General features: G+C 63.0%; 26 protein-coding genes. 13 read left to right on the plus strand and 13 right to left on the minus strand.

Annotation, left to right across the window (positions count from 1 at the left end):
- Positions 1 to 232 precede the first annotated feature (232 nt).
- Together AWB79_RS26875 and AWB79_RS26880 are read right to left on the minus strand one after the other, a co-directional pair.
- On the minus strand, positions 233 to 1,072 hold the full coding sequence (locus tag AWB79_RS26875) for an IclR family transcriptional regulator (RefSeq protein WP_061170496.1): 840 nt from the start codon (positions 1,070 to 1,072) through the stop codon (positions 233 to 235).
- 110 nt (positions 1,073 to 1,182) lie between these two features.
- Positions 1,183 to 1,935, minus strand: coding sequence for an IclR family transcriptional regulator (locus tag AWB79_RS26880; protein ID WP_061170578.1), 753 nt, complete (start codon positions 1,933 to 1,935; stop codon positions 1,183 to 1,185).
- A 152-nt stretch (positions 1,936 to 2,087) separates the two neighbouring features.
- Between AWB79_RS26880 and AWB79_RS26885 the strand changes: the two genes are divergently transcribed.
- Both AWB79_RS26885 and AWB79_RS26890 read left to right on the plus strand, forming a co-directional pair.
- Positions 2,088 to 3,083: an AAA family ATPase gene (locus tag AWB79_RS26885; RefSeq protein WP_198399109.1), complete on the plus strand. Its 996-nt coding sequence runs from the start codon at positions 2,088 to 2,090 to the stop codon at positions 3,081 to 3,083.
- Entirely contained in the window at positions 3,080 to 4,813 is a 1,734-nt protein-coding gene (locus tag AWB79_RS26890) for a cobaltochelatase CobT-related protein (protein WP_061170497.1), read from the plus strand. The genes AWB79_RS26885 and AWB79_RS26890 overlap by 4 nt, the downstream gene beginning before the upstream one ends.
- On the opposite strand, the gene AWB79_RS26895 is transcribed toward AWB79_RS26890, so the two are convergent.
- The 4 genes from AWB79_RS26895 to AWB79_RS26910 are packed head-to-tail and all read right to left on the minus strand — an operon-like array spanning position 4,760 to position 8,986.
- Positions 4,760 to 5,713 (minus strand): CobW family GTP-binding protein, encoded by a 954-nt coding sequence (locus AWB79_RS26895; protein ID WP_061170498.1) that lies wholly within the window; start codon positions 5,711 to 5,713, stop codon positions 4,760 to 4,762. The genes AWB79_RS26890 and AWB79_RS26895 overlap by 54 nt on opposite strands.
- On the minus strand, positions 5,710 to 7,362 hold the full coding sequence (locus AWB79_RS26900) for an amidohydrolase (protein WP_061170499.1): 1,653 nt from the start codon (positions 7,360 to 7,362) through the stop codon (positions 5,710 to 5,712). Before AWB79_RS26900 ends, AWB79_RS26895 begins: the two co-directional genes overlap by 4 nt.
- Positions 7,359 to 8,762 (minus strand): sodium:solute symporter family protein, encoded by a 1,404-nt coding sequence (locus tag AWB79_RS26905; protein ID WP_061170500.1) that lies wholly within the window; start codon positions 8,760 to 8,762, stop codon positions 7,359 to 7,361. The genes AWB79_RS26900 and AWB79_RS26905 overlap by 4 nt, the downstream gene beginning before the upstream one ends.
- A gap of 14 nt (positions 8,763 to 8,776) precedes the next feature.
- Positions 8,777 to 8,986, minus strand: a complete 210-nt coding sequence (locus AWB79_RS26910; protein WP_061170501.1) for a DUF3311 domain-containing protein — start codon at positions 8,984 to 8,986, stop codon at positions 8,777 to 8,779.
- A 246-nt stretch (positions 8,987 to 9,232) separates the two neighbouring features.
- Between AWB79_RS26910 and AWB79_RS26915 the strand changes: the two genes are divergently transcribed.
- From AWB79_RS26915 to AWB79_RS26925, 3 genes are all read left to right on the plus strand, one after another.
- Positions 9,233 to 10,666: an NAD(P)/FAD-dependent oxidoreductase gene (locus AWB79_RS26915; RefSeq protein WP_082862476.1), complete on the plus strand. Its 1,434-nt coding sequence runs from the start codon at positions 9,233 to 9,235 to the stop codon at positions 10,664 to 10,666.
- 35 nt (positions 10,667 to 10,701) lie between these two features.
- On the plus strand, positions 10,702 to 11,097 hold the full coding sequence (locus AWB79_RS26920) for a nuclear transport factor 2 family protein (RefSeq protein ID WP_061170503.1): 396 nt from the start codon (positions 10,702 to 10,704) through the stop codon (positions 11,095 to 11,097).
- A 97-nt stretch (positions 11,098 to 11,194) separates the two neighbouring features.
- Positions 11,195 to 12,634: an amino acid permease gene (locus tag AWB79_RS26925; protein ID WP_061170504.1), complete on the plus strand. Its 1,440-nt coding sequence runs from the start codon at positions 11,195 to 11,197 to the stop codon at positions 12,632 to 12,634.
- Positions 12,635 to 12,684: 50 nt separating this feature from the next.
- Here AWB79_RS26925 and AWB79_RS26930 read toward each other — a convergent pair whose 3' ends face one another.
- Positions 12,685 to 13,461 (minus strand): IclR family transcriptional regulator, encoded by a 777-nt coding sequence (locus tag AWB79_RS26930; protein WP_198399106.1) that lies wholly within the window; start codon positions 13,459 to 13,461, stop codon positions 12,685 to 12,687.
- A 188-nt stretch (positions 13,462 to 13,649) separates the two neighbouring features.
- On the opposite strand from AWB79_RS26930, the gene sauS reads away from it, so the two are divergent.
- Genes sauS through AWB79_RS26945 form a run of 3 tightly spaced genes read left to right on the plus strand, consistent with a single transcriptional unit; the run spans position 13,650 to position 18,090 of the window.
- Positions 13,650 to 15,101, plus strand: a complete 1,452-nt coding sequence (gene sauS / locus AWB79_RS26935) for an acylating sulfoacetaldehyde dehydrogenase (RefSeq protein WP_061170505.1) — start codon at positions 13,650 to 13,652, stop codon at positions 15,099 to 15,101.
- Positions 15,098 to 16,693 (plus strand): AMP-binding protein, encoded by a 1,596-nt coding sequence (locus tag AWB79_RS26940; protein WP_061170506.1) that lies wholly within the window; start codon positions 15,098 to 15,100, stop codon positions 16,691 to 16,693. The genes sauS and AWB79_RS26940 overlap by 4 nt, the downstream gene beginning before the upstream one ends.
- A 56-nt stretch (positions 16,694 to 16,749) precedes the next feature.
- On the plus strand, positions 16,750 to 18,090 hold the full coding sequence (locus tag AWB79_RS26945) for an MFS transporter (RefSeq protein ID WP_374728567.1): 1,341 nt from the start codon (positions 16,750 to 16,752) through the stop codon (positions 18,088 to 18,090).
- Positions 18,091 to 18,117: 27 nt separating this feature from the next.
- Here AWB79_RS26945 and tssE read toward each other — a convergent pair whose 3' ends face one another.
- The 6 genes from tssE to AWB79_RS26975 form a co-directional block, all read right to left on the minus strand.
- Complete coding sequence (tssE, locus tag AWB79_RS26950) at positions 18,118 to 18,546, minus strand: type VI secretion system baseplate subunit TssE (RefSeq protein ID WP_061170507.1); 429 nt, start codon at positions 18,544 to 18,546, stop codon at positions 18,118 to 18,120.
- A gap of 11 nt (positions 18,547 to 18,557) precedes the next feature.
- Positions 18,558 to 20,834, minus strand: a complete 2,277-nt coding sequence (tssH, locus tag AWB79_RS26955; protein WP_374728568.1) for a type VI secretion system ATPase TssH — start codon at positions 20,832 to 20,834, stop codon at positions 18,558 to 18,560.
- Positions 20,835 to 21,185: 351 nt separating this feature from the next.
- On the minus strand, positions 21,186 to 21,560 hold the full coding sequence (locus tag AWB79_RS26960) for a hypothetical protein (protein WP_061170508.1): 375 nt from the start codon (positions 21,558 to 21,560) through the stop codon (positions 21,186 to 21,188).
- Between the two features lie 624 nt (positions 21,561 to 22,184).
- Positions 22,185 to 22,562, minus strand: a complete 378-nt coding sequence (locus AWB79_RS26965) for a hypothetical protein (protein WP_061170509.1) — start codon at positions 22,560 to 22,562, stop codon at positions 22,185 to 22,187.
- Between the two features lie 112 nt (positions 22,563 to 22,674).
- Positions 22,675 to 22,935 carry a helix-turn-helix domain-containing protein gene (locus AWB79_RS26970; RefSeq protein WP_061170510.1) on the minus strand — a complete coding sequence of 87 codons (261 nt, stop codon included), beginning with the start codon at positions 22,933 to 22,935 and terminating at the stop codon, positions 22,675 to 22,677.
- Positions 22,936 to 23,194: 259 nt separating this feature from the next.
- Entirely contained in the window at positions 23,195 to 23,842 is a 648-nt protein-coding gene (locus AWB79_RS26975; protein WP_061170511.1) for a LysE family translocator, read from the minus strand.
- Positions 23,843 to 23,947: 105 nt separating this feature from the next.
- On the opposite strand from AWB79_RS26975, the gene AWB79_RS26980 reads away from it, so the two are divergent.
- The 5 genes from AWB79_RS26980 (at position 23,948) to AWB79_RS26995 (ending at position 26,659) form a co-directional block, all read left to right on the plus strand.
- On the plus strand, positions 23,948 to 24,799 hold the full coding sequence (locus AWB79_RS26980; RefSeq protein ID WP_061170512.1) for a LysR substrate-binding domain-containing protein: 852 nt from the start codon (positions 23,948 to 23,950) through the stop codon (positions 24,797 to 24,799).
- Between the two features lie 97 nt (positions 24,800 to 24,896).
- Positions 24,897 to 25,337 (plus strand): hypothetical protein, encoded by a 441-nt coding sequence (locus AWB79_RS39705; RefSeq protein WP_157695856.1) that lies wholly within the window; start codon positions 24,897 to 24,899, stop codon positions 25,335 to 25,337.
- On the plus strand, positions 25,334 to 25,636 hold the full coding sequence (locus AWB79_RS26985) for a cyclic-phosphate processing receiver domain-containing protein (RefSeq protein WP_061170513.1): 303 nt from the start codon (positions 25,334 to 25,336) through the stop codon (positions 25,634 to 25,636). Before AWB79_RS39705 ends, AWB79_RS26985 begins: the two co-directional genes overlap by 4 nt.
- A gap of 10 nt (positions 25,637 to 25,646) precedes the next feature.
- Entirely contained in the window at positions 25,647 to 26,381 is a 735-nt protein-coding gene (locus AWB79_RS26990; RefSeq protein ID WP_063963555.1) for a hypothetical protein, read from the plus strand.
- A gap of 50 nt (positions 26,382 to 26,431) precedes the next feature.
- Complete coding sequence (locus AWB79_RS26995) at positions 26,432 to 26,659, plus strand: hypothetical protein (RefSeq protein WP_061170514.1); 228 nt, start codon at positions 26,432 to 26,434, stop codon at positions 26,657 to 26,659.
- Positions 26,660 to 26,736 lie beyond the last annotated feature (77 nt).

The following is a 26,736-nucleotide window of genomic DNA, read 5'->3' on the forward strand; positions in this document are numbered from 1 at the left end:
AGTGTCTCCGGTGTCTAAATAAAGCGGAACGTTTGGTTCCGAAATGTACATCGTAGAGACATCGTAGGATGGTCGAGTCAAGCCGTCAACTGTTTTATCAAAAAAACGGAATGAAACGTATCGTTAAAAATCGATGAGCTTTGGATGGACAGCGCGAAGTGTGGCGCGCGGACGCTCGTGTGACGGGACGCCGCGGCAATTTGCGAGAGATTGGTCGAGAAGCGGGCCGGGATCAGGATCGATGCCGCGCCATCGGCGTCAGGCCTTCCGACGCATCGATGAGCGTGGCGAGTTTCGCCGCGTTTTCGCGTAGATGCGGCACGGCCTCGAGCAGGTCGCCGAGGCTCGCGCGCGCGGTCGGCGCATGTGCGGCGAGGCATGCGAGCACGCGGCCGCTCGCGGCGTCGGTAATCGGTACCGCGACCGCCACCATGCCGAGCACGAATTCCTCGTTGTCGATGCCGACGCCGCGCGCGGCGAGCCGGTCGAGTTCGGCTTCGAGCAGCGCCTGGTCGGTCAACGTGCGATGCGTCCTTTTCGTGAGCGTGAGGCGACCGAGTATCTGACGGCGTTCGGCGAGCGACATCTGTGAAAGGAACAGCTTGCCGCTCGCGGTGCAGTGCAGCGGCACCCGCATGCCCGCCTGCATGTGCAGACGCAGCGGCTCGGCAGTCTCGACGCGTTCGATATAAAGCACGGTGTCGCCGTCGAGCGCGGTGAGATTGCAACTTTCTCCGATCACATCGACAAGCGAGCGCAGGATCGCGCGACACGCGCGCGTAAAGGTGTTGTTGGCGAGCGTCGCGAGCGCCAGTTGCGCGGCGCGGGGTCCGAGGGCGATGCCGCGGTCGGTGCCGCGCGCATCCGGCATGTGCGTCACATAACCTTGCGCTTCGAGGGAATCGATCAGGCGCAACAGCGTCGCCTTGGGAATGCGCACGCGCGCGGCGAGCTGGGACAGCGTATAGGTTTGCCCTGCGACGGCGAGCTGTTCGAGAACGGCGAGCGGACGAAGCGTCCGCGTTTCTTCGCTGCCGTGATCGGCTGGATCGAGATGGGTGGCGTCGCGCATGAGTTAAATCGGAACAGGCTGTTTCACATTTCGAACACTTTACGCCTGTTCCCGCGCCCGACGCGATATTTTTCGGAACGGAAGATGCAGTTTTCGGGGCGCCGATGCGCTCAGAAGGTCTTGCCGAGCTCCGCCGCCGCTTCCTTCAGACGCGGAACCATTTCGAGCGCCCGCGAGAGCGGTGTGCGCGAGACCGGCGCATGCACGGCGATCGCCGCGATGGACGCGCCATTCGCATCGGCGATGGGCGCGGCCGCGCAGACGATTCCCTGCACGAACTCCTCGTTGTCTATCGATATACCCTTTTTTGCGATGCGGTCGAGTTCCGCTTCCAGCATCTCGGTGTCGGTGATCGTATTGGCGGTGAATCGTTCGAGTTTCATCGCGCGCACGAGCGCATTGCGTTCTTCGCGGGGCTGCATCGCAAGCAGGAGCTTGCCGCTCGCGCTGCACCAAACGGGCACGTGCGAGCCGGGCTTCAGGTCGAGCCGCAGCGGCCACGGCGCTTCCACGCGGTCGAGATACAGCACTTCGTTTTCGTGCAGCATCGTGAGATTGCAGGTTTCGCCGAGATCGGAGACGAGACGCGTGAGGATGGCATGACGCAGCCGCCGCGAGCCCGCATGCGTCATGACATTGAGGCCGAGCTGCGCGAGTCGCGGGCCGACCACATACGCGTTCTTGTCGCCCGGCTCGCGAATCACGAGGCCGCCCGCTTCGAGCGAACCCAGCATGCGGTGCAGGGACGGCTTGGGCATGCCCATGTCTTCGGCCATGTCCGTCAGCGATACAGGATTGCCCGCCTGCACCAGATATTCGAGAAGCGCGAAGGCGCGCAGCGTCGGTGTGTCGGGCTTGTCCATCGGCGTTTTTTCCTTGATTTCGTTCGACATTATTGTAAATGAGGTGCCGAACGCCGCCACAATAGGCCGAATTGATAAAAATAAGCGAAATAAATTGTTCCGAAAAACGTTAATCGATATGATGGAGGTTCGGCGACCAGGGAGGAAGCATGATGATGCGCGACACAGGGCTGCACGAGCCGGATCGCACGGTGTCCGTGCGCGAGGTATTCGGCATCGATTCGGATCTTCAGGTGCCGGCATTCGGCGCGTCCGATCCGCACGTGCCCGAGATCGACGAGGCGTATCGCTTCAATCCCGAGGTCACGCTGGCGATTCTCGCGGGCTTCGCCCACAACCGGCGCGTGATGGTGCAGGGCCTTCATGGAACCGGCAAATCGACACACATCGAGCAGGTGGCCGCGCGCCTGAACTGGCCGTGCATGCGCGTGAACCTCGACGGCCACGTGAGCCGTCTCGATCTGGTCGGCAAGGATGCGATCGTCGTGCGCGACGACGTGCAGGTCACCGAATTTCAGGAGGGCATCGTGCCGTGGGCGCTGCAGCGGCCCGTTGCACTCGTGTTCGACGAATACGACGCGGGCCGCCCCGACGTCATGTTCGTGATCCAGCGCATCCTGGAACGTGACGGCAGCTTCACGCTGCTCGACCAGAATCGCGTGATCCAGCCGCATCGTTTTTTTCGCCTGTTCGCGACGACCAACACCATCGGTCTCGGAAACCTGAACGGTATGTATCACGGCACGCAAATGCTGAATCACGCGCAGATCGACCGCTGGAACGTGGTCGCGACGCTCGACTATCTGTCGCGCGAGGAAGAGGCGCGCATCGTGCTTGCGCGCGTACCGCAGCTCGATCACGACACGGGCCACGCGCTGGTCGATTCGATGGTCAGCATGGCCGGACTCACGCGGCGCGGGTTTCAGGCGGGCGATCTCTCCACGTTGATGTCGCCGCGCACGCTGATCAGCTGGGCGGAGAACTGCGAGGTCTTCCGCGACGTGAAGCTCGCGCTGCGTCTCACTTTCCTGAATAAATGCGACGAAGCGGAACGCCCGATCGTCGCGGAATATTTTCAGCGCGCGTTCGGCGACGAACTCGACACGCCGTCGCAATGGCACGCGCGGCAGGAAGGGCACGCGAAATGAGCGGCGCGCGTGAACTCGCGCGGCGTGACGCGCTGTGCGCGGCGACGGTGCGCGCGCTGACGGGCGATGAAGCGCTGCACTATCGCGGCGGGAGGTTGTACCGCCAATTGCGTCCGGTGCCGTTGCATGCGCCGCATCTGCGCGGCGAGCGCACGACGGAGGAAGATTTCGAGTCCACGCGCGGGGCCGCCGATGCGTCTGCGTTGCGCATCCTGTATTCGGATGCGTCCCTGCATCGCTCGTTGATGCCGGACGATGCGGTCGCGCGCATGGTCTTCGACATGCTCGAACAACTGCGCTGCGAATCGCTCGCGCCTGCCGGCATGGCGGGTGTGGAGCGGAACGTCCGGCATCGCTTCGATACGTGGTCGCTTGCGTGTTACGAGAGCGGCCTGCTCGACAGCGATATCGGTCTGCTGATCTACACGGTCGCCCAGATGGTCGCGTCACGTCTCTGCGGGCGCGCCGTGCTGGAAGCAACCGAGGGGCTGATCGAAGCGACGCGCGCGGCGCTCGCGCCTTTACTGGGCGTGGCGCTCGCAGGCTTGCGCCGGCATCGCGGGGAACAGCGCGATTATGCGGAGAATGCACTGGATATCGCGCATCGCGTCGCCTCCATGGTGCGTGACGTGCGTCATGCGTTCGTCGAAAGCAACGCGGCTTCGGAAGAAGAAAACGAAACGGCTGCGCGCACCATGCTTGGCTCATGGTTCGATGTCGACGACGAAGAAGGCGACGCCGAGCGGCTCGCGCTCGCCGCGAGCGGAAACAGCAGCGCGCGCGCGGCATCCGGTGAGAACTATCGCGTCTTCACCACGCGCTACGACAAGACCATCGTTCCTGCGACGCTGATTCGCACCGCGTTGCTGCGCGAATATCGCGAACGCCTCGACACGTTGATCGCCGCGCGCCATATCAATGTGCCGCGCCTTGCGCGCATTCTGCAGGCATCGATCGCGGCGCCGCGACGCGATGGCTGGTCGTTCGGCGAGGAGGACGGACGCATCGACGGACGCAGGCTCGCGCAGGTGATCGCATCGCCCGATGAGCGGCGCGTGTTCCGGCGCGAACGCGAGCGGCCGCACGCGGATTGCGCCGTGAGCTTTCTTGTCGACTGTTCGGGGTCGATGAAGGCGAGCATCGAGCCCGTCGCGGTGATGATCGACGTGCTCGTGCGCGCGCTCGGCATGGCCGGCGTCGCGACGGAAGTGCTTGGCTTCACGACCGGCGCATGGAACGGCGGGCGCGCGAAGCTCGACTGGCTGGCGAAGGGCAGGCCGCCTCATCCGGGGCGGCTCAACGAAGCGTGCCACATGATCTTCAAGGAAGGCGATGCGAGCTGGCGTGCCGCGCGCGGCGATATCGCGGCGCTGTTCAAGGCCGATCTGTTTCGTGAAGGCATCGACGGAGAAGCGGTGGACTGGGCTTGCGCGCGGCTCATGGCCCGTGATGAAGCACGGGCGATCGTGGTCGTGATTTCCGACGGAAGCCCGATGGACGGCGCCACCGCGCAAGCGAATGACGCGAACTATCTCGATCAGCATTTGCGCGAGGTCGTCGAGCGGCATGACAATGCGCGAGGCGTGGAAGTGCTGGGGCTCGGCGTCGGGCTCGATCTGAGCCCGTACTATCGACATCATTTCGCCGTCGATCTTTCCGCGCCGCCCGACATGACGCTATTCTCGAAGCTCGCCGCATGGCTCGGCGCGCGGCGCAGAAGCAGCACTTAGCGCGCACCCGATCTCATCGGGATCGAACAGGCCGATGAACACGATGCACGTTTCGGCGCGCTCGCGGCATGGCGTGATATGCCATCGTTTGCCGACGACATGAATCTCGGCGCACGAACCGTCATCGAGACGCACGAAGCCTTTCGCGCGCAATAGTCTGTCCGATAGCGAAGCGCACGCAGCCTTGAGCTTGCGGCGATCGAAGTGCAGGTCGGATTGAAACGTGAAACTGCGCAGGCCAGCGGGAAGATGACTCGATGGCATGAAAGCGCGCGCAGTCATGCGTTCGCGCGATGGCGCTTCATCGCCGTGAAACAGTGCGAAAGGCACGTTGCCGCGATCGCCTTCGAGCACGATGCGCGTATGCGCGAGCGCCATCACGCGCGCCTTCACTGCACGCGCGGCTTCGGCGTCGATGAGATCGGTCTTGGTCAGCACGATGGACGTCGCGCCTTCTATCTGACAACGCGCGATATCGCCGATATATGGGTCAGCAAGCGTCGCATCGACAGATTCGGCATCCACCGCGACGACGACGCCCTGCAAACGATACGCACGGTCCAGCAAGCCGATCTGCGCGATGCGAACCGGGTCCGATACGCCGCTCGCCTCGATTACGAGCAAGTCGGGGCGCACGTCACGCGCGCCGATCTCGATCAGCGTCTCAGCCAGCTTTCCGCCGATCGAACAGCACACGCAGCCGTTCTCCAGGCCGATCACATCGTCGCTGCGCTCGCGAATCAGCGCGGCGTCGATGTTGATCGAGCCGAAATCGTTGACCAGCACCGTGACGCGACGGCCCTCGGTGTTCGTCAGCAGCGCATTGATGATCGTGGTCTTGCCCGCGCCGAGATAGCCACCGATGACGGCGAGCGGAATGGGCGGAACGGGTGGGATCATGCGGGCGCCTTGAACACACGTCCGCCGAGCAGCGTGCCCCAGACGGTCAACTGCCCGAGCCGTTCGCGCGGGACTTCATAAGGATCTTCATCGAGCACCGCGAAATCCGCGAACTTGCCGACCTCGATGCTGCCGATGACGTCATCCATGCCGATCGTATAGGCTGCGCCGAGCGTGATCGCATGCAGCGCATCAGCGACGCTCAGGCGCTCCGACTCGCCCAGCACGCGGCCGGACGCGGTCTGCCGCTGCACGGCGCACCACGCGGTGAAGAGCGGATTGAGTTGAGTAATCGGCGCATCCGAATGCAAACCGAACGTGATGCCGAGTTCGGCTGCGGTCGCCGCAGCGTTCATCCGATTCGCGCGGTCGGCGCCCATGGTTTGCTCGTAGTGCGCGTCGCCCCAGTAATAGATGTGGTTCGAGAAAAAATTCACGCACATGCCGAGACGCGCGGCGCGCTCGAGCTGCCTTCGGTCGGCCATCTGGCAATGCTGTAGCGTATGTCGATGACCGGACCGCGGATGCCTGTCCAGAATTGTCTCGATTGCATCCAGCACGAGTTCGGTGGCTTCATCGCCGTTCGTGTGGATGTGCAGTTGCAGCCCCGCGAGATGGAAGGGCAGGAAGGTTTCGACGAACTGCTGCGGCGGAATCAGCCACAGACCATTCGGCTTTCCGTTCACGTAGCCCGGCCAGCGCAGACGCGCGGTGAAGCCCTGAATCGAACCATCGACGATGAACTTCACCGGTCCGAAGCGCAGCTTGTCCGAGTTCAGGTCGGCCGCTTCGAGCACGCGCGCGGGGCCGCCTTCGGGATTGCGCTGCGGCCCGAACGCGGGCACGAGACGGATCGGGAAGCGCGTATCGCGCGTTACTTCGACGAGGTTGCGCATGCCTTTGTCGGAGAGATCGTTGAGCAGGTCCGTGGCAGTCGTCACACCCGCGAGTTGCGCCACTTTGCCGAACGCGCGTATCGCGTCCGGGTTGTCGCTCGCCGAGAGCGAGAGCTTCGCGCCGATCACGCGATACACCGGAAACATCGCCGCGAATTCCTGCAGCTCGCCGGTGAGCCTGCCGTTCGTGTCGCGCGCGATGCCGTCGACGTCCGTGTCCTCGTCGATGCCGGCGAGCGCGAGCATCGGCGAATTCACGTTCATCAGATGCACGCTGGCATGAAGGATGGCAATCGGGCGCGTGGCCGAGACGCGATCGAGCTGCGCGACAGCGAGACGTTCCGTTCCGAAAAAAATCGGATCGAAACCCCACGCGAGCAGCGGCGCGTGGGCGTCCTGCATCGCGCGTTGCCCTTCCTGCAACCGTTCGATGACGGCGTCGAGCGTTTGCAGGCCGGGCCAGCGCGTGCCGTCGGGGCCGCGCCGTTCGTAGTAGCCGACATAGACCGCGCTCCACATCGCGCCTTCCATCAGATGCGAGTGGCCTTCGACCAGGCCGGGCATCAGCACCTTGTCGCTGAAGGTCGTGTCCGGTTCGGCATCAGTCCACTGGCGGATGTCGTCGAGCGCGCCGACCGCAAGGATCTTGCTGTCGCGGATCGCCACGTGCGTGGCGACCGGCTGGCGCGGATTCATCGTCACGATCTTGCGCGCGACGAGCACTTGCACTGCTTGATTGTCGGTTTCAGTCATGAGTCGTTCGAGTGGAGCAGATCGGCGTGAACGTGCTTGCGGCCGGCGCTCGGGTTGGCGAGAAACACGACGAGCACGTTCACCGCGAGACAGACGAGGCCGAGATTGAGGCCCGCGATATCCACATTCAGCACATAGAGAATGACCGCCAGCACTTGCCCGACGAGCAACCCGGCGGCGATCGCGCGCGCACTCACGCGAAGGCCGAACACGATCGCGATCACGCCGGGAAAGAACTGCGTGACGCCGTAATAGGTCATGTTGATGAGCGTGAGCATCAGCTTGGGCGTCGCGAGCGTCATGCCGATGGAGAGCAGCAGATAGAGCCCGATCACGACTTTCGCGCTCGCCTTCTGGCGCGTTTCGGGCAGATTCGGCAGCAGGTTGCGCGTGACGACCGGCCCGATGGCGAGACAGATGCCCGCAAGGACCAGCAGTCCAGACAACGAAGCGCCGGCTGCCACGAGCCCCACCAGCCACGGCGGCAGCAGCCGCACTACGGCGGTGAAGAACGCCTCGTTCGGCGAGCCGAGCGGCACGTTTTGCGCGATCGCGTAATACGACGCGACCACAAGGAACGGATACATCAGCATGTAGAGCGGCATGACGACCTGCGAGCGGCGGATCGTATTGGCGCTTTTCGCGGTGAAGAAGTTCTGGATCGCAAACGGCATCACGTAGAAGCCGAGCGACTGGAACAGCATCGTGCTCATCGAGAAGGTGAGCTGATGCGCGTTCATCGCGTTCGACACGTGCTGGCTCGCGGCGCGGAACACCGGTTCGACGCCCGCTTCCCACGCCACGGCAATGCCCGTCATGACGATGGCCGCGACCATGAGGATGTCCTTCAGAATCGCGATATACGCCGATGCCCGCACGCCCGCGATCGCGATATACGCGAACGCGAGCAGCGCCGAGATCGTGATGAGGCCCAGCGGATTCACGTTCCAGCCGAGCCCCTTGAGCGCGGCGACGAGTCCGGTGAACTGCAGCTCGCCCCATGGCAGCAGAAAGATCAGCGCTGAAATCGCGACGATCAGTTCGAGCGCGCGGCTGCCGAAGTGTCCCTTGAAGAGATCGGGAAGCGTGATCGCGTTATGGCGCTTGCCCGCCTCCCAGATTTTCGGACCGACAAAGTAGCCGATCGGATACGCGAGCAGGATATAGCCCAGAAACCACACGCCATAGGTCGGGCCTTTCGCATAGATGCCGCCCGGAAAACCGACCATCGTGCCGATGCTGTAGATCTCGCCCGCCGCGAGGAAGAACACGAGCCACGCGCCGAATTGACGCGACGCGACAAAGAAATCGTGCACGCTTTGCGAGCCGCGCCCCTTGCCTGCGCGGATCGCCAGCCACAGCGACAGCGCGATGAACCCAAGAAATACCGTCGAAGCCATGCCGAAGTCCTCCTTTACGCACCGCGCACTTCGCGCCGTTCCGCTTTTTTATCGAACAAAAGCCAGCACAGTTCGAGGCATACCGAGGTCAGCACGAACCAGCCGAAGATCCACGCATAAATAAACGGAATGCCGAGCACGTAGAAATCGTTCGACGCGGCCCACGGCAACAGGCCGATGACGCCGATGAAGGGCAAGCCGAGTCCGATCAGGCATTTGAGCATGGTCCACTCCGTATCGATCAGGGGCCCCGCGCGCGGCGCGTCGCGCGAGCGGGCAGGGATTCGATCCAGTATGACCAGACAAAAATTGCGGGCCGTAGTGCCAGACGCCACCAATCGCTGGGGCCAGCGACGCGGGGTAACGGTTCCCTTTCCTACCACGCCCTGGCACTAACGATGGTTCCGGGCTGGTACTAAGCCGCACGCGGGCTTCGGTGCAGTATGGGGGTACTTTCCAAGGAGCTATCGGTGGCTACTCTCGAACTCGATACGCCGGCCCTGCGTGGCGCGTGCGCCCCCTACGATCCTCTCTACGATCCGCTCGTCTCGCCCATCGGCCGTGCCGCGATGGACTACGCGCCCACCTACTGGGTCGCGACCGCAGGCGAGCCGCCCGAGGACGACGGACCCTTGCCCGGCGATGCCGACGTCGACGTGCTGATCGTCGGCGCGGGCTTCACCGGCCTTTCCACCGCGCTCTTTCTGGCGCGCGAGCACGGCATCCGCGCGATGGTCGTCGATGCGAACCGCACCGCGTGGGGCTGCACGAGCCGCAACGGCGGGCAGGGCCAGAACGCGAGCGGCCGGCTGTATCGCTCGCAGTGGATCGAGCGCTGGGGCAAGGAGACCGCGCTCAGGCTCGATGCGGAGATTCGCGAGGGCTTCGACACGTTCAAGAATCTGATCGGCGAATTCGCGTGCGATCCGCAACCGGGCGGGCATCTGTACATCGCGCATCGAGGCCGAAAGCTGGACTTCCTCGCCAACGAGTGCAAGGTGATGCGCGATGTCTTCGGCTATGACGCGCGCATGCTGAGCGCGGAGGAGGTCGCGAAATCGTATGTCGACGATCGGGAAAACTGCGGCGCGCTGCTCGAACCCGATGGCATCGGCGTGCATCCGCTCAAGCTCGCGTTCGGCTATCTGCGCATGGCGCGCTCGCTCGGCGTCAAGGTGCATCCCGGCACGCCGGTCGTCAACGTCGAAACGATCCGCGGCGTGCATCACGTGCATACGCCGCGCGGCGTGATTCGCGCGAAGGCCGTGGCGTTCGCGACCGGCGGCTACACGCGCAACGACATGCATCGCGCGCTCAACGCGAAGATCATGCCGATCCTTTCGAACTCGCTCGTTACGCGGCCGCTCACGAAGGAAGAGCTCGCGTCCACCAATTTCCGCACGCGTCAGGTGATCACGGATACGCGCACGCTGCGCTTCTACTATCGCCTGTTGCCCGATAACCGCTTGCAGATCGGCAGCCGCAGCGCGATCACGGGCGCGGATGCCGCCAATCCGCGTCACATGGAGGTGCTGATCGAAGGGATGCATCGCAAGTTTCCCTCGCTGAAGGGCATTCGCATCGACTACTCGTGGTGGGGCTGGGTCGATGTGAGTCACGACATGATGCCGCGCGTCGCTCAGCCCGATGCGCAGCAGAGCATCTTCTATGCGGTGGGTTACGGCGGCAACGGCGTGTCGTTCTCCGCGCATGCCGGAAGGCGCATGGCCGAGCGTATCGCGGGCAAGTGGCAGGCGCGCCGCGACGACCTGCCGATCTACGACTCCGCGCTCGAATATCCGAATGTCATGGGCATGGTGCGGTGGAAGGGCTTCGCGCCGTTCCGCCGCGTCGGCCAGCGATTCCTTTATCACAAGTATCTGGCGCAGGACGAGAAGCGCTGAACTCCTTAGCAAACCATCAGGGAAGACAACAGCAAATGAGCACTCAAACGAATACGAATCAGGACTACATCCGCCTTCTGGAGACGTTCAACGACGCATGGAATCGCCATGACATCGACGCGCTGATGCATTGCATGGCCGACGAATGCGTCTTTCACGGCGTGGCCGGACCCGATGCACTCGGCCGAACTTTCGAGGGCCGCGACGAAGTGCGCCGTGGCTTCACGCTCGCATGGGAAACCTGTCCGGACGCATCGTGGAAGGACGGCGAGCATTTCGTGAGCGGTGAGCGCGGGGTATCGGAATCGACGTTTCGCGGCACGAAGGCGGACGGCTCGCGCATCGAGGCGCGCATGGTCGACGTGTTCACCTTCAGGAACGGCAGGATTGCGGTGAAGAACGCATATCGCAAGGACCGTCCCGCGCTTTGAAGAACGCTGAAACATGACCGAACGAAGCGCCGCGACCCACGAGCCAAGCACTCACGGGCGTCAAGCGCAAATCGACTAAAGCAGATCAGGAGACGACATGCAATCGAGCACGGATCAAGGCGATCTCAAGTGTGGCCTCAAGCAGCGCCACATGACGATGATCGCGCTGGGCGGTGTCATAGGCGCCGGACTTTTCGTCGGAAGCGGTGTGGTGATCCAGCAGGCCGGACCCGCCGCGATTCTTTCGTTCCTCATCACAGGCGGCCTCGTGGTGCTCGTCATGCGCATGCTCGGGGAGATGGCCTGCGCGATGCCGGCAGTGGGCTCGTTCTACGAATATGCGCGGCTCGCCTTCAAGACGCAGCGTGGACCGGGCCGTCTCGCGGGCTTTCTCACGGGCTGGATGTACTGGTACTTCTGGGTCATCGTGATCGCGCTCGAAGCGGTCGCGGGCGCAAAGCTCGTACAGTTCTGGGTACCCGACGTGCCCGCGTGGATCATCAGTCTCGTGCTGCTCGTCGTGCTCACGCTGACCAATCTGATTTCTGTGAGCAGCTATGGCGAATTCGAGTTCTGGTTTTCGTCGATCAAGGTCGGCGCGATCATCGTGTTCCTGTTTCTCGGCGGCCTCTACGTATGCGGTCTGTGGCCCGCTTCGATGCACACCACCGATGTCGCGACGACGTTCCTCGGTCATGACGGCTTCATGCCCAAGGGTATCGGACCGGTGATGACGGGGGCGGTGGCGGCGACAGGCTTCTACTTCGGCGCGGAGATCGTCACCATCGCGGCGGCGGAAGCGAAGGAACCCGCGAAGGCCGTCGCAAAGGCGACCAATTCGGTCATCACGCGCGTGCTGGTGTTTTATGTTGGCTCGGTGGCCCTGGTCGTCGCGCTCGTGCCGTGGAATTCGCATCAGATGGCGACGCCGTATGTGAGCGCGCTCGAAGTCATGGGCATGCCCGCCGCCGCCAACGTGATGAACGCGATCGTGCTCACCGCCGTATTGTCCGCGCTCAATTCGGGTTTGTACGCAGCATCGCGCATGCTGTTCGCATTGACGCGTCATGGCGATGCGCCCCTCGGACTCGCGAAGGTGAACAAGCGTGGTGTGCCGGTGCGCGCGATCCTGCTCGGCACGGTGTTCGGTTATGTGTCGGTGGTGATGTCGTATGTGTCGCCGGATACCGTGTTCGCGTTTCTCGTCAATTCGTACGGCACGGTGGCGATCTTCGTGTATCTGCTGATCGCGTTCTCGCAACTGCGTCTGCGTGGCCGCATGACGAGCTTCGAAGTAAGCGATCTGCGCGTGCGCATGTGGGGCTTTCCCTATCTGACCTGGCTCGCGATCTTCGGGATGATGGCGATTCTCGTCGCAATGGCTTTCATCCCCGATCAGCGCAAGCCGCTCTGGCTCGGCGTCGCGAGTCTCGGCATTCTGATTGTTGCGTATATGGTGTTCAAGCGCGGCCGCAAGGAAGTCGAGGTCGTATCGGAAGATCATTCGACGCAGCATCTGCAAACCGTCGAACGATAAAGCGCTGAGGCAAAGGCCGGATATTGCGGTGCAAACCCCAAACCGGCCCGTCACTCCTTGAAGGTCTTGGCGGTTTCTTCCGCCGCGCGACGAAGATCAGGCTCGAACGCAAGCAATTGCTCGAGCGCGACGCGTCCCACCGGCGCCTGAATGGCGATGGCCGCGCAAGCGCGATTGCGGTCCAGCATCACCGGCACCGCAATCGCTACGAGTCCCTGTAAATGCTCCTGGTTGTTGATCGCCAGCATGCGGCGGCGCGTCAACGCGAGTTCGCGGCGCAAAACATCGCGGTCGGTGATCGTGCGTTCCGAGTAGGAGCGCAGCGGCATGCGCTCGATCATGCGCTCGCGTCGTTCCTTCGGCAGAAAACTGAGCAACAGCTTGCCGCTCGCCGAGCAATGCAGCGGCACATGCGAGCCCGGCTGCAGATGCATGCGCAAGGGCCAACCCGTCTCGACGCGATCGACATAAACGACGTCATTGCCCGCGAGCATCGTCAGATTGCAGGTTTCCCCGACGCGTGTGACGAGTTGTTCGAGCAGCGCATGACGCGCCGCAGCGGGACCCGCGTGCATCAGCACGTTGATGGCGAGCGTGCGCACGCGCGCCGAGCATTCGTAGAGCTTGTCGCTGGCGCCGCGCGTGACGAGCCATGCGTCCATCAGTTGCACGAGAATGCGATGCACGGTCTGCTTGGGCAGTCCGAGCGCATCGACGAGTTCGGTCATCGAAAGGGGACGGTTCGCTTCGGCAAGTGTTTCGAGTACGCGAAACGCGCGCACGGCGGCGGCATTCGATTGATTCGACGTCACGTTGTCTCCCTTCATCTTTGCATTTGCTTTTCATTGTGCGTCGAAAACAGCGTTTTTCGGGACTGTGGAAAGTCCCGAAATCCTGAACTTCCGATGCACACGGATTAGCTGCATGCGTTGTTCCGGAAAACGGGACCGCGTGAGGAGCCAGGCTGACTAGATTGGATAGCACCTCCAATCTTCCAGCAGCCGAGGTTCATCGCATGAATGACATGGCAAGTGGCGCCGCACTCGCGCATCCTCGCGAGCGGACGCCGGACACAGAGCAACCCGATGTGGAACGCATCGTCGCACGGGCGCGGGCTGCACAGCGGCGCTTCGAGAATGCGGGGCAGCAGACGCTGGACACCGCCGTCGCCGCCGCCGCATGGGCGATCATGGAACCGCGGCGCAATCGCCAGCTTGCGGACCTGGCCGTGCGCGACACCGGGCTCGGCAACGCGGACGACAAGTTCCGAAAAAATCATCGCAAGACGCTCGGGCTGCTGCGCGACCTGCATGGCGTCGCGACGACCGGCGTGATCGCGCGCGACGAGTCGCACGGCATCGTCGAGATCGCGCGCGCGGTCGGCGTGGTGGCGGCGATCACGCCGTCGACCAATCCGGCCGCGACGCCCGCCAACAAGATCATCAACGCGCTCAAGTGCGGCAACGCGGTAGTCGTCGCGCCTTCGCCGAAGGGCTATTCGTCGTGCGCGTTGTTGATCGACTTCATTCACGCGGAGTTCGCGAAAGCCGGACTCGACGCCGATCTCGTGCAGATGTTGCCGCAGCCGATCGGCAAGGCGGCCACCGCCGCGCTGATGCGCCTGGCCGATCTGGTCGTCGCGACCGGCTCTCAAGCCAACGTGCGCATGGCTTATACGAGCGGCACGCCGGCCTTCGGCGTGGGCGCGGGCAACGTTGCGTCGATCATCACGGAGCGCGCGAACGCCGATGACGCGGCGCGCAAGATCGCCGTGTCCAAGACCTTCGACAATGCGACGAGTTGCTCGTCGGAGAACAGCGTCGTAATCGTGGATGCGATCTACGCACGCATGCTCGATGCGCTGACGAACGAGGGCGGCGTGCTGCTCGACGCCGCGCAGAAAGCGCGATTGCAAGCGGCGATGTGGCGGGACGGCAAGCTCTCGGCGTGCTGCACGGCGCGATCCGCTGCGGCGATCGCGCGCGAAGCGGGTCTCGACGATATCGCCGCACGCGAGCCGCGCTTTTTGATGGTCGAGGAAAGCGGCTACGGCAGCGCGTATCCGTTCTCGGGTGAGAAACTCGCGCCGGTGCTGACGGTGTATCGCGCGCGCGATATTGGCGCGGCCGTCGACACCGTGTGCGGTATCTACGCCTACATGGGCGCGGGTCATTCGGTCGGCGTGCACGGCGCGGACGATGCGCTCGCCGTCACGCTCGGCACGCAACTGCCGGTCGCGCGCGTGATCGTCGATCAGGCGCATTGCCTCGCAACGGGCGGCAACTTCGACAACGGTCTGCCGTTCTCGCTGTCGATGGGTTGCGGAACGTGGGGCGGCAACAATTTTTCGGCGAATCTCGGCTATCGGCAATACCTGAACGTGACGCGCGTCGCGTATCCGATCGAGGAGCGCGTACCCGAAGTCGACGATCTGCTCGGCGACTATTTCCGGAGGTGCGGACGATGAGCGCGCTCGCCGATCGAACCGTCGCCACGGATGCCGCGCCGCTCGAAGCGTCGACTCTGCGCGCGTTGATCGACGCGCGCGCGGCCTTCACTCCCGACCAGCCATTCGTGCTGTCCGCCACGCAGGACGACACGTTGAGCTTCGGCGCACTGTGCGACGACTGCCGCGCGCTCGAAGCGCGCTTCGAAGCGGCGGGCCTGCTTCCGGGCGATGTCGTGTCCGTGTTCATGGGCAACGGCATCCAGACCGCGCGGCTACTGCTCGCGGCGATGTACAGCGGGCTCGTCGCCAATCCGCTGAATCTGCTGTGTCAGCCGTCGCAGGTGCGCTATATCGTCGAGCATTCGGACACGCGCGCGATCTTCGTCGCCGACGACACGCACGACACGATCGTCGAAGCCATCGATGCGCTGCGTGCCGAAGGAATGTCGCGCGAGATCGCGGTGGTCCGCACTTCACCCGATGCGAGCGTGCTGCCCGAGATTCCGGCGCTTCCCGCACGCACGATTCCACTTCCTCGCGACGATGCGCCGGGCACGCAGATCGTCCCAGGCGACACCGCGCTGCTCATGTACACATCGGGCACGACGGGCGCGCCGAAAGGCGTGTTGCTGAGTCATCGCAGCCTGCTCGCGAACATGCGCAACATCAGCGCGGAGCACCGGCTTTCCGACGACGATCGCGTGCTCGTGTCGCTGCCGCTCTATCACATCAACGGGCTCGTGGTCGCGCTGCTCACGCCGCTGTATCACGGCGGCTCGGCGGTGATGACGCCGCGCTTCTCGGCGCGCACGTTCTGGCGCGAGGCGTCGCACTTCGGCTGTACGTGGATCAACGTGGTGCCGACCATCGTCGCGTATCTGCTCAACGGCGAGGACGCGCAAGGCGTCGATCTTTCCGCGCTCAGGTTTTGCCGCACCGCATCGGCGGCGCTGCCCGCCGATCATCATCGCGCGTTCGAGGCGCGCTTCGGCATCGGCGTGATCGAAACCATGGGCATGACGGAAACCGCCGCGCCCGCATTCAGCAATCCGTTCGACGCGGCATTGCGACGGACCGGCAGCATCGGCCTGCCCTCGGGCGCCGAGGCGAAGATCGTCGATCCGGAAGACCGCGAATGCGCGGCGCATGAGACCGGCGAGCTCGTGCTGCGCGGCGAGCAACTGATGAGCGGCTATTACAAGCGCCCCGAAGAGACACGCAACGCGTTCACATCCGATGGCTGGCTGCGCACCGGCGACCTCGGCTATCGCGACGAGGCGGGCTTCTTCTACATCAACGGACGCGCGAAGGAACTGATCATCAAGGGCGGAGAAAACATCGCGCCGCGCGAGATCGACGAAGCGTTGCTGCGTCATCCCGGCGTGCTCGAAGCGGCGGCGGTCGGCGTGCCCGATCCGGCCTATGGGCAGGACATCGTCGCGTTCATCGTGCCGAACAACGGCGCGGCATCGCTCGATGTCGCGGAACTGCGCGCGCATTGCCTGCGCGAACTCGGTCGCTACAAGACGCCGCGCGAATTCCGCTTCACCGATGCCCTGCCGCGCGGCCCGTCGGGCAAGGTGCAGCGCCTGAAGCTCGTGCCCGGATAAGCCAGCGCATTCGTTCGACCCGGCTGTTCCACATCAGATGGATAAAAGGAGACAACGTGAACAAGCATCGTCAGCGCGTGAAGACGCGCCATATCATTCTCGGCGTAATGTGCGTGATGTATTTCATCTCGTACATCGACCGGGTGAACATTGCCGTCGCGGGTCCACTGATTCGCCATGAAATGGGCCTGAGCTCGGTGCAGCTCGGACTTGTGTTTTCCGCCTTCGCGTATCCGTATGCGGTGATGCAGATCGTCGGCGGATGGCTCGCTGATCGCTTCGGGCCCAAGCTCGTGCTCACCGTGCTCTCGCTGATCTGGGGCGCGGCCACGCTCGCGACGGGCTTCGCGGGCAGCATCGCGATGCTCGTGCTGATGCGCGTGGCGCTCGGCATCGGCGAGGGCGGCGCATTCCCGACCGCGACGCGCGCCTTCACCTACTGGATGCCGGTGCACGAACGCGGCTTCGCGCAGGGCATCACGCACAGCTTCGCGCGGCTCGGCGGCGCGGTGACGCCGCCGCTCGTGCTGGCCGTGGTCGCGGCGAGCGGCTGGCGCGAGGCGTTCATTCTGCTGGGCGTCGCGAGTCTTGCGTGGACGGCGCTCTATCTTTTCGTGTTCACCAACTCGCCGGACGAGAACCGCCGCATCACGCCCGAGGAGACCGCTGAAATCGGCTACCGCGCCGGAGACTGCGCGCGGGCGCGCAAGAGCGCGACGCCCTGGCGCAAGCTGATTCATCGCATGTGGCTCGTGACTTTCGTGGACTTCTGCTATGGCTGGCTGCTGTGGGTGTATCTGACGTGGCTGCCTTCGTATCTGAAGGAATCGCGCGGCTTCGACCTCAAGCATCTCGCGCTCTTCACCGCCTTGCCGCTGCTCGCGGGCGTGGTCGGCGACACGCTCGGCGGCGTGATTTCCGACCGCATCTACCGGCTCACCGGACGGCTGCGGTTCGCGCGTTGCAGCATTCTCGTGGTGGGCATAGGGGGCTCGCTCGCCTTCCTCCTGCCGATGGTCAACGCGCCGAGCCCGATCGCCGCCGTGTGGTTTCTGACGGGATCGTTCTTCTTCCTGGAAATCACGAATCCGGTCCTGTGGACCTTGCCGCTCGATATCGCCGGCAAGTACGCGGGCACGGCGGGCGGCATGATGAACACCGGCTTCGGTATCGCGGGGATGACCTCGCCCGTGGTGTTCGGCTATCTGATCCAGCAGACCGGCAGCTATAACGTGCCGTTCACGATTTCAGCGGGGTTGCTGGCGGTGGGCGCGGTCGCTGCGCTGTTCATCGATACGAGCAAGACCGTCGAGGCCGACGAAGCCCGCGAGGCGCGCAATCGCGAGGAGATGGGCATGCCCGCGTTTGCGGGCGGGGCGGGGAACTGGCAGGAGTAGAAGTCCGGTGCGCGGCGCGGGAAGAGCCTAGGGTCTTCCCTCGCGCACGCGCCGCTCCAGCCGGAAAATGCCCGGCGGCACGAAGTGGGTTCCGAAGCGCACGAGCCCCGCGCGCTTCAGGTGACAGGTCAGCTCGAAGCTCATCAGCAGGCCCGGCTCGGACGTCGCGACCATCGCGACCTCGATCGAACGGATGCGCGGCTCGTACTTCAGCAGCGTGAGTTCCATCTGCTCCTTGAGCGCGTGCGACGACGCGGGCAACGACTTGTAGATGTTCGTCAGATCCGGCAAGCCGTAGTCGGGCAGATGCTTGAGCGCGCCCGCGCGGGTATTGAGAATGCGCCGCACGTTCTGCTGCACGCTCAGGGCTTCTAGCGTGCGGTCGTCGAAGTCCGAGAGCGGTTCGCCGTCGATCTGACCGAGCAGCATGTCGTAGAGGGAAGGGCCGGCCGGCATGGTCGCTCGATTCAGACCGTAGCTTGCGTCGCGTCGCCGCGATCCACGAACTCGATGTCCAGATTGCCTTCCTCCGACTGCGAGAGCCGGATTTCGGCGGGCGTGGCGCCCGTCGCCATGCGTGTGAGCAATTCGCGCGAGACGGTGGGCAGCATGCGCTGATCGAGAAACGCGTCTATGCCGCGTGCGCCCGAATCGCGCGACAGGCTCAGCTCGGCGAGCGACGCGATCAGCGAGTCGTCGCAGACGAGCGTCACGTCGTGCTGACGTTTGAGCCGCTCCGTGATTTTCGCGATCTTCAGGCGCACGATGCTGCCGAGCGCCTCCACATCGAGCGGCCGATACACCAGCGTCTGAAAGCGCGCGAGCAACGCCGGCTGAAAGTGCTTCACGAGCGGCTCGTGAATCGCCTCGACGAGCGCGGCATGCGCGATGTCCGGATTGTCCGCCGTCACGTCGTGAATCTGCTCGCTGCCGAGGTTGGCGGTCATCAGGATCACGCAGTTGCGGAAGTCGATTTCGCGGCCTTCTCCGTCGCGCATCGAGCCGCGGTCGAACACCTGATAGAACATGTCGAGCACGTCGCGATGCGCCTTCTCGACTTCATCGAGCAGCACGACGCTGTAAGGACGCTGACGCACCGCTTCGGTGAGCACGCCGCCGCGCCCGTAGCCGACATAACCCGGCGGCGAACCCTTCAGTTGCGAGACGGTGTGCGCCTCCTGATACTCCGACATGTTGATGGTCGTGAGCGCAGCCTCGCCGCCGAACAGCGTGTCGGCGAGCGCGAGCGCCGTTTCCGTCTTGCCCACGCCCGAGGTCCCCGTCAGCAGGAACACGCCGAGCGGGGCGTGCTCGCTCTTGAGCCCGGCCTTCGCGGTGCGCAGGCTTTGCGCGAGCATGCCGAGCGCGTCGTCCTGCGCGACCACGCGATTGCGCAATTGATCTTCCAGCGTGAGCAGACCCAGGAGTTCGTCTTCGACGAGATTGCCCACGGGCACGCCGGTCCATTCGGCGACCACGCGGGCGATGGCCTGGGCATCGACATCGGCGAAGATCAACGGCGTCTTGCCCTGCGCCTGAGCGAGCGCGTGCCGGGCGGCGGCGAACGCACGCGCATCGGGCGAAGTCTGGCCGTCGCCGCGCTGCTGCAGCAACGCGCGCACCAGCGACAACTCGCGCTCGTAGCGCGTTTCGATGTCACTCAGCGAGCATTGCGCCTCGACGATCGCGGCATCGACCGATGCGCGGCGCGCGGCGAGATGGTCGATGCCAGCGCGTTCGTCGGCGTCGAGCGTCGCGCGTTCGAGTTCGAGCGCCGCCAGCGACGCGCGCGCACGCTGCAGTTCGGCGGGTGGCGCTTCGAGACCCATGCGCACGCGCGCGGCGGCGGTGTCGATGAGGTCGACGGCCTTGTCCGGCAGTTGCCGCGCCGGAATATAACGGCGCGAGAGCCGCACCGCGGCGATGATAGCTTCGTCGCGGATGTGCACGTCGTGGTGTGTCGCGTAGCGTGTAGCCAGCCCACGCAGCATGAGGCACGCGGCGTCGTCGCCGGGCTCTTCGACCTTGACCATCTGGAAACGCCGTTCCAGTGCGGCGTCGCGCTCGAAATATTCTTTGTACTCGGACCAGGTGGTCGCCGCGATGGTGCGCAGTTCGCCGCGCGCGAGCGCCGGCTTGAGCAGGTTGGCCGCGTCCGAGCCGCCGGCCGCGTTGCCCGCGCCGATCAGCGTGTGCGCCTCGTCGATGAACAGCACGACCGGCGTCGCCGAGGCCTTCACTTCGTCGATCACGTTCTTCAGGCGTTGCTCGAATTCGCCCTTGACGCCCGCGCCGGCCTGCAGCAGGCCGAGATCCAGCGTGAGGATGCGCACGTCGCGCAGCAGCGCGGGCACGTCGCCGGCCGCGATGCGCAGCGCGAGTCCTTCCACGAGCGCCGTCTTGCCGACGCCCGGCTCCCCCACGAGGATAGGGTTGTTCTTGCGGCGGCGCACCAGCACGTCGATCATCTGCTGGACTTCGCGGTCGCGGCCGAACACCGGATCGATTTCGGCGCGCCGCGCCTTGTCGGTCAGATCGATCGCGAAACGGGCGAGCGCCTCGCCATCGACGGAGCGTTGCGACTCGGGTTTCACGGATGACGGCGCGTCGATTTCGTTTCCTTCGGCGGGCTCCTCTTCGGGCGCGGGCGCGTTCTCGCACGTCGAGCGCCCGAGGCGCGGCACCAGACGTTCGATCTGCGCGCCGGACAGGGAAAAGAGCGGCCACGCGTCCTGCGTGCGCATCGCGTGCGGCGTGTCGATGATCGTGCGGGTATAAAATTGTTGATGGAAATTGCTGTTGAATTGTTGTGGGTTTTCTCTTACTCATGCGGATTTTCAAACACGTATCTCATTGTTTATTAGCCATATTCCCGCAACTTTGACGGCAACCATGCTTCTTACAGTAATGATGTCTGCGCACCTCGCCAGGGTGCGTCAGTGGCGGGCGCTCGACACAACTTCTTGGAGTTCAGATTTATAGCGACAATCCGGCAACTAGCCTCTTTATTACGGCACGTTGGGACGCTATTGCGAACAGTCAATCAGGCGGTTGCTTGAGCGCTCGTTGCTGTCGCGTTGCATGAGTCGTGACAGTCATGCTGCTGCCGTGGTTGAGGACATCGGAGTCGCTCGCTGGCGCTTCATCGAGACTGCCGCGCTGCGCCGGCTTTCACCTGTGCGGCTGACTCCTGCGCGCAACGCGCTAATGCGCAAGGAGACCACAGTGCAGCCCAAGTGCACGGATTTCGATGCATGGTTGGTCTGCATTAACCCGTGGGTCGATGCGCGACGCAACCGCACACCTCTCACGCTTGACGGAATTCGCCCGAGCCGCTCCAGCATCTCATCGTTGAGCCCGACCTCGCGCGTGACGACCTCGACATCCAAGCGCCGCATCTGAATCAGAATCTTCAAAAGCTCGAACAGCCGTAACCCGGCGTTCGGACCGACGCCTGCCGTAGTCTCCATAACAGTCGTTCATTGAACCGATAGCGATGCGGCTTATATGGCCGGCGCTGGACCGGCACATACATGCGGTGTCCTCCCTTCGAGCCAAGCATTCCCCCGAGCTACGACGACGCCTCGACGTGGTCATGACGCTCTTTGCCCGCCTAGGTCCTGACAACGCGCGAGACTTTCAACGCCGCTTGCTTCAGCGCAGACGCGCTGCCCAAGGGTAGCGCCGTGCAATTCTTTGAAGTAGATAAGCCGCGGAATCTGGCGAAATCGGTGACGGTGGAGTAAGGCGGTGGGCGTTTTTCGTCACATTTAGCGTCTTTGAATGAGGTCCGCGCGAGTCGCGGACCGAACACCGTTGGAAGCAAGGGATTGCAGGTCTGCACCCCTCGCCACGACTGGCCGCGCGCGGTCTAATCGAAAAGTTGCCGACAGGCGACAAAGTCCGCGTGGCCTCCTCGCATGAGCGCTGTAATCTACCGTTAGAAAATTGTAAGATTGCGCGGCGACATCCTTCCGACCTAGTCCAAGCCCCACGGTACCCGCGGCGGTACGGCGCACTCACCCTTCTCTCGGTGTAGTCGCTACCCTCGCGGCCAACTCCGAACGTTCCGCTATCCCGCATCCCGGTGAGTTTCATGCCGGCGCTACGCTACCGCCGCCTTGAGACGCATCACGTCCTGATTCCAAAAAATCTGCGACCAGCATCTCCAGCCCTTCGTCTGACCATTCGTCTAGGTATTCTCGCAGGCGCTTGAACTCATGCGGGTCGCCGTCGCCCCGGCCGGCAAACCGGACGTTCACCTCTGTTTCCAGAATCTCAGCCACGCATTGGAGGCAGTCCAATGCTCGCCGCGTGCGGTCGAGCATCACCGGCGACAAAGATAGTTCTCGAGAGACGAGCTCGACGTCGGACATTGCATCGGAGAGGAGACTTGCGGCCAGCTCGGCGGCAACGCGACGCGTTCGTTGGTCAAGCGGTGGGGCGGAGGGGGCGTGGTTGGACGTGGTCATTGCACGTCTAGCGGATTCATTTAGCCGCCGAACATCGCCATTGGTCGGACGATAAAGTCCGGGTGCCACTCGCGCCGGAGATAAGTTACTGCGGGTCGGCGACCTAAGCGACTCACCATTCCGAAATGGTCTTGCGGTCAATTTCCTCCGGTAGTCCGATACTCACTTCGAGCCCAACTGCCGAACACCAACTAAGCAACTGTTTAAAGCTAAGTTCGTCCGGATGCTTTTCCAGATAGGAAATGCGATTTTGACTTAGACCGACGCGGTACCCAACCTGCGCCTGGGTTAGCTTGCGCTGCTTCCGTTGGACGAGAAGGTACTGACCGACCTGTGATGCAGTCACGACTCGCTGCGGGGAGATAGTAGGCATGGGAGATATCCGTTATTCGGCTATTTTCATTTTAGCCGATATACGGATAAATTCAGTTTAGCCGCTGAACGGATTTTGCAGACTCCAAGCGCTCGCGCCTCGCTTGAATCCAGCAAGCTGCGGGCGCGCTACCCGCAAACCGAAGACGTGTCCGAGCCGCCTTAAAGTTGAAACCGCGCCAGGGCCGAGCCGCTCGACCGGCCCAGCGCTTCCGAAACCGGTGCGTCCAGTTCCAGAGTCAAGCAAACGCGCGCCGCACTCAGGAGATGAGGAAAAGCCTCACGGAATCCACACCCAGGCTGATTCCAAGTCCAGCCAGCATTGCTCCCATCACCCATCGCTGCGCGAGCAGCAGTGCGGGTCGACCGTTGAGAAATTTGGCCATCCCGCTGGAGCCAACAGCGACAAAACCATTCGCGACAGCGAACGCCGCAATCAGCAACGAGCCGAGCATGAGGGATTGGCCAAATACGTCGGTTCGCCGATGGTCGATAAACTGCGGCAGCAGCGAAATGAAAAGCATCGCCAGCTTCGGGTTCAGCAGGCTGGTCGTCGCACCCATTGCAAGCAGACGTAGCGGACGCTCCTGCGCCAACTGACGTACCTCGAACGGTGAACGCCCTCCGGGCCTTACTGCTTGCCACGCAAGGTAAACGAGGTAAATCGAGCCCGCTGCGGCAAGAACCGTGCTCGCCCCTGGCACTTTGAGTACCAGCGCCGTGATTCCGAACGCGGCACTGAACATGTAGAACAGGTATCCGAGCATCACCCCGCCCAGAGAGATGAGGCCGGCGGCGCGCCCTTGCGCGACCGAACGCGACATCACGTAGACCATGTTCGGGCCCGGCGTAATCGCGAGCATCCCGCCCACCGCAAGGAATTGGTACATCGACCCGGCGTCTTGCATTGCGCTTCACCTTCAAAAGAATCTTGCTGAACTCGATTGTCGGCCCCTGCGACCATGAAGAGAAACAAATTAAACTGAGCGTACTCGTCAGATTCTCTGAATAATATGAAGAAGCTCGATTTGGATGTTCTCGAGATGGTTGTAGCGGTTGCAGACTCGGGTTCGTTCGCCAGGGCGGCCCAAACCGTGTTTCGGTCGCCGTCTGCCGTCAGCATGCAAATCAAGACCATCGAGGAAGCGCTCGGAAAGCAACTGTTCCTCCGGGACACCCGCAATGTCTCAGCAACAGCGGAAGGCAAGAGACTGGCGGACTATGGCCGTCGGATGCTCGAGATGCGTGACGAGGCGTGGGCATCCATAGTGCGTCCCGAGGTAGAGGGCCAGGTAACGATTGGTGTCCCCGATGACTATGTCTCGTCGTTGTTGCCTCAGGTGCTGGCAAGGTTCGCAGTGATGCATCCACGGGTGGACATTCGCGTTATCGGTCAACCCAGCGCCGCGCTCATGCCAATGGTCGACGACGGCACCATTGACCTTGCGTGCCTCACGAAAGGAAAGGGAGTCTCAGGCGAATTCATCAGGCATGAGCAGATGGTGTGGACCGGGTCGCCAAAGCGGAAAATTTGGTTGGAGCGTCCATTACCAATCGCCGTTTTCGCCGACGGCAGCACGGCGCGCGACCGTGCTGTACGGGCGCTTCGTAGAGAAAACATCACATTCCGGATGTCGTTTGAAAGCCCGAGCTTCCTCGGTTTGCTCTCGATGGTGGAGGCCGGCCTTGCTATTGCACCTCTCGCCAAATGCAGCATCCCAGCACATCTCGTTCAACTGTCCGAGATTGACGGTGTTCCCGCGATGAACGAGGTCGAGGTCGTGCTTGTCCGCAGCGCCCGTTCTGCCCGACCTCCATGTGAATTTCTGGCTCAGCAGATTCTCGAAGAATGGAAAGTCGCATGAGGGAAATCGAGACGTCGCTTGTCTCAGTCGATGAATAGACTGTCCTTCACTCAGTCGAGCCGCTTCCCTCTGCTCGGCAATTGACGGAGAGACAACCATGGGCAATTCATATCAGGGTCGTTACTGCGGCGTTTGCGAGCACGAACTCCCACACGGCTATTTCAGCCTTTCGAAGCGTAGCCAAACCGTAACCGGCAGCGAACCCGGCGTCGTCTTGGTTTCAGACGATGAAGGATTGACCGACTTTTGCAGCCAGGGATGCGCCGAGTACGCCGAGGCGGCCATCAGTTCGACCCTGAGCTCGCCGTATCCCGGACCCGGTCAGACAGTCCCTTGCTCGCTTTGCCTGCGACCGGTGGACCGGACGTCGCCTCACGTCTCTGTCAGCATGTCGGAGTTCGAAGACGCGTCCGAACCGTGGCTCGTCTCCGCTCGAGTTGTTGACGAGCGCGAACTGGCTGTCTACTGCCATGGTTGCGCCGAGCCTCGACTTGCTTCCATGAGCTTCGACGAATCGGAGTTGGGTGTCGGAGCATGAGAGTGTTTCTCGACGACGAGCGCGCCACCCCGGAGGGTTGGACTCGTATCTACTGGCCGAACGAGGCAATCAGGCTGCTCGAAACCGGAGTCGTCGAGGAGCTCAGCCTCGACCATGACCTTGGAGACGACGAGCGTGGCACTGGCTACGACGTTGTCTTGTGGATTGAAGAAGCCGTTGCGCTTCGCAGCTTCCTACCACCGAAAATTTACGTACACTCTGCGAATAGCTCGGCACGAGCGAAAATGGAATCGGGCGTACTGGCCATCGAACGCCTTGTACTCAAACAAAACAAATAACCAGCACCCCATGAACCACCTCGATTTGTCGTTTGACCACCTGTTCGAAGCTCGCGACCAACTCAAGTGGTGGCCTTGGGTCGGAAGTGAATTCGCGAGGTCCGCTGTCAAAACAATGGTTCTAGGCGAGAGCGTTTACCGTTGGTCGAAAGGCGAAGCGTTCGACAAGCGATATGCGCTGACGTCTGGTCTGCGCGTAACGCACAGTAACCACGCACTCGATTTCGGCAGGAAGTCACGCTATGTTCGAAACATCGAGCGCGCGATATTTCAGCGGCGCAATCCGAGCGACGCGCAGAAACAGATGCTCTGGTCGTCCGTCATCTATCACAACCTCGTACTGGAGGCGATGGAGTCCGTAAAGCATCGACCGGAGGAGAAGCAGTATCAAAAGGGATGGACCGCAGCGTTGGACCTGTTCGACGTGATGAGCGTGGAGCAGTGCTTGGTTTTTGGAGTAGAGTCGCTCAACGCGCTTCGGCTGGCCTCGCGTGAGGAAAAGCTGCGCTGCAGCGGTGAAAGACATCCGACGAAAGTCGGGCGATTTTGTGCTCGGTCAGCGGTGGTCCACACGAGGAGCGGGAGGCCGGTGAAGCTCTTGTTTGTTCGCCATCCAAGCAGCTTTTTCAGCTGGCGGAAGTGGGCACCGGTAGTCGGAGCCGGACTGAACTGGGATTTTGCCGAGGCTCTGCCAACTCCCGAGGCCCAAATCCCAGAGCCTGTTGCGCTGACGTTGGCCGCGTAGGGAGCGTTGCGCGAGCGCGCCTCGTGACGTCGGCATGGTGGATTAAACAGATGAGAAAAACTGAGCGCAACAGCGACGAAACTGCCGCAGTCGAGCGGGTGGCGAACGCGGCTCGAGAAGTTCAGTTGGCATCGCAGGCACTCAAAAAGGACTTCAATGCAGAGGCGGGCGCGCCCGGCCGGACATTGCCGCTGGCTCGGCGGACCGCAGCCATCGCCGAGCTCCAAGTTGCGCGCGATGCTTTTGACACGCTTCTCGCTCGGAACTCTCTGCACTGAATCGACGAGTCTCGAGCGGGCGAAATCTGAAAGGATGCGCGCAACCCGTTTTCCAGACCTGCCGTCGTGAGGCGCGG

Origin of the sequence: Caballeronia hypogeia (assembly GCF_001544875.2) — a bacterium.
GTDB classification, from domain to species: domain Bacteria; phylum Pseudomonadota; class Gammaproteobacteria; order Burkholderiales; family Burkholderiaceae; genus Caballeronia; species Caballeronia hypogeia.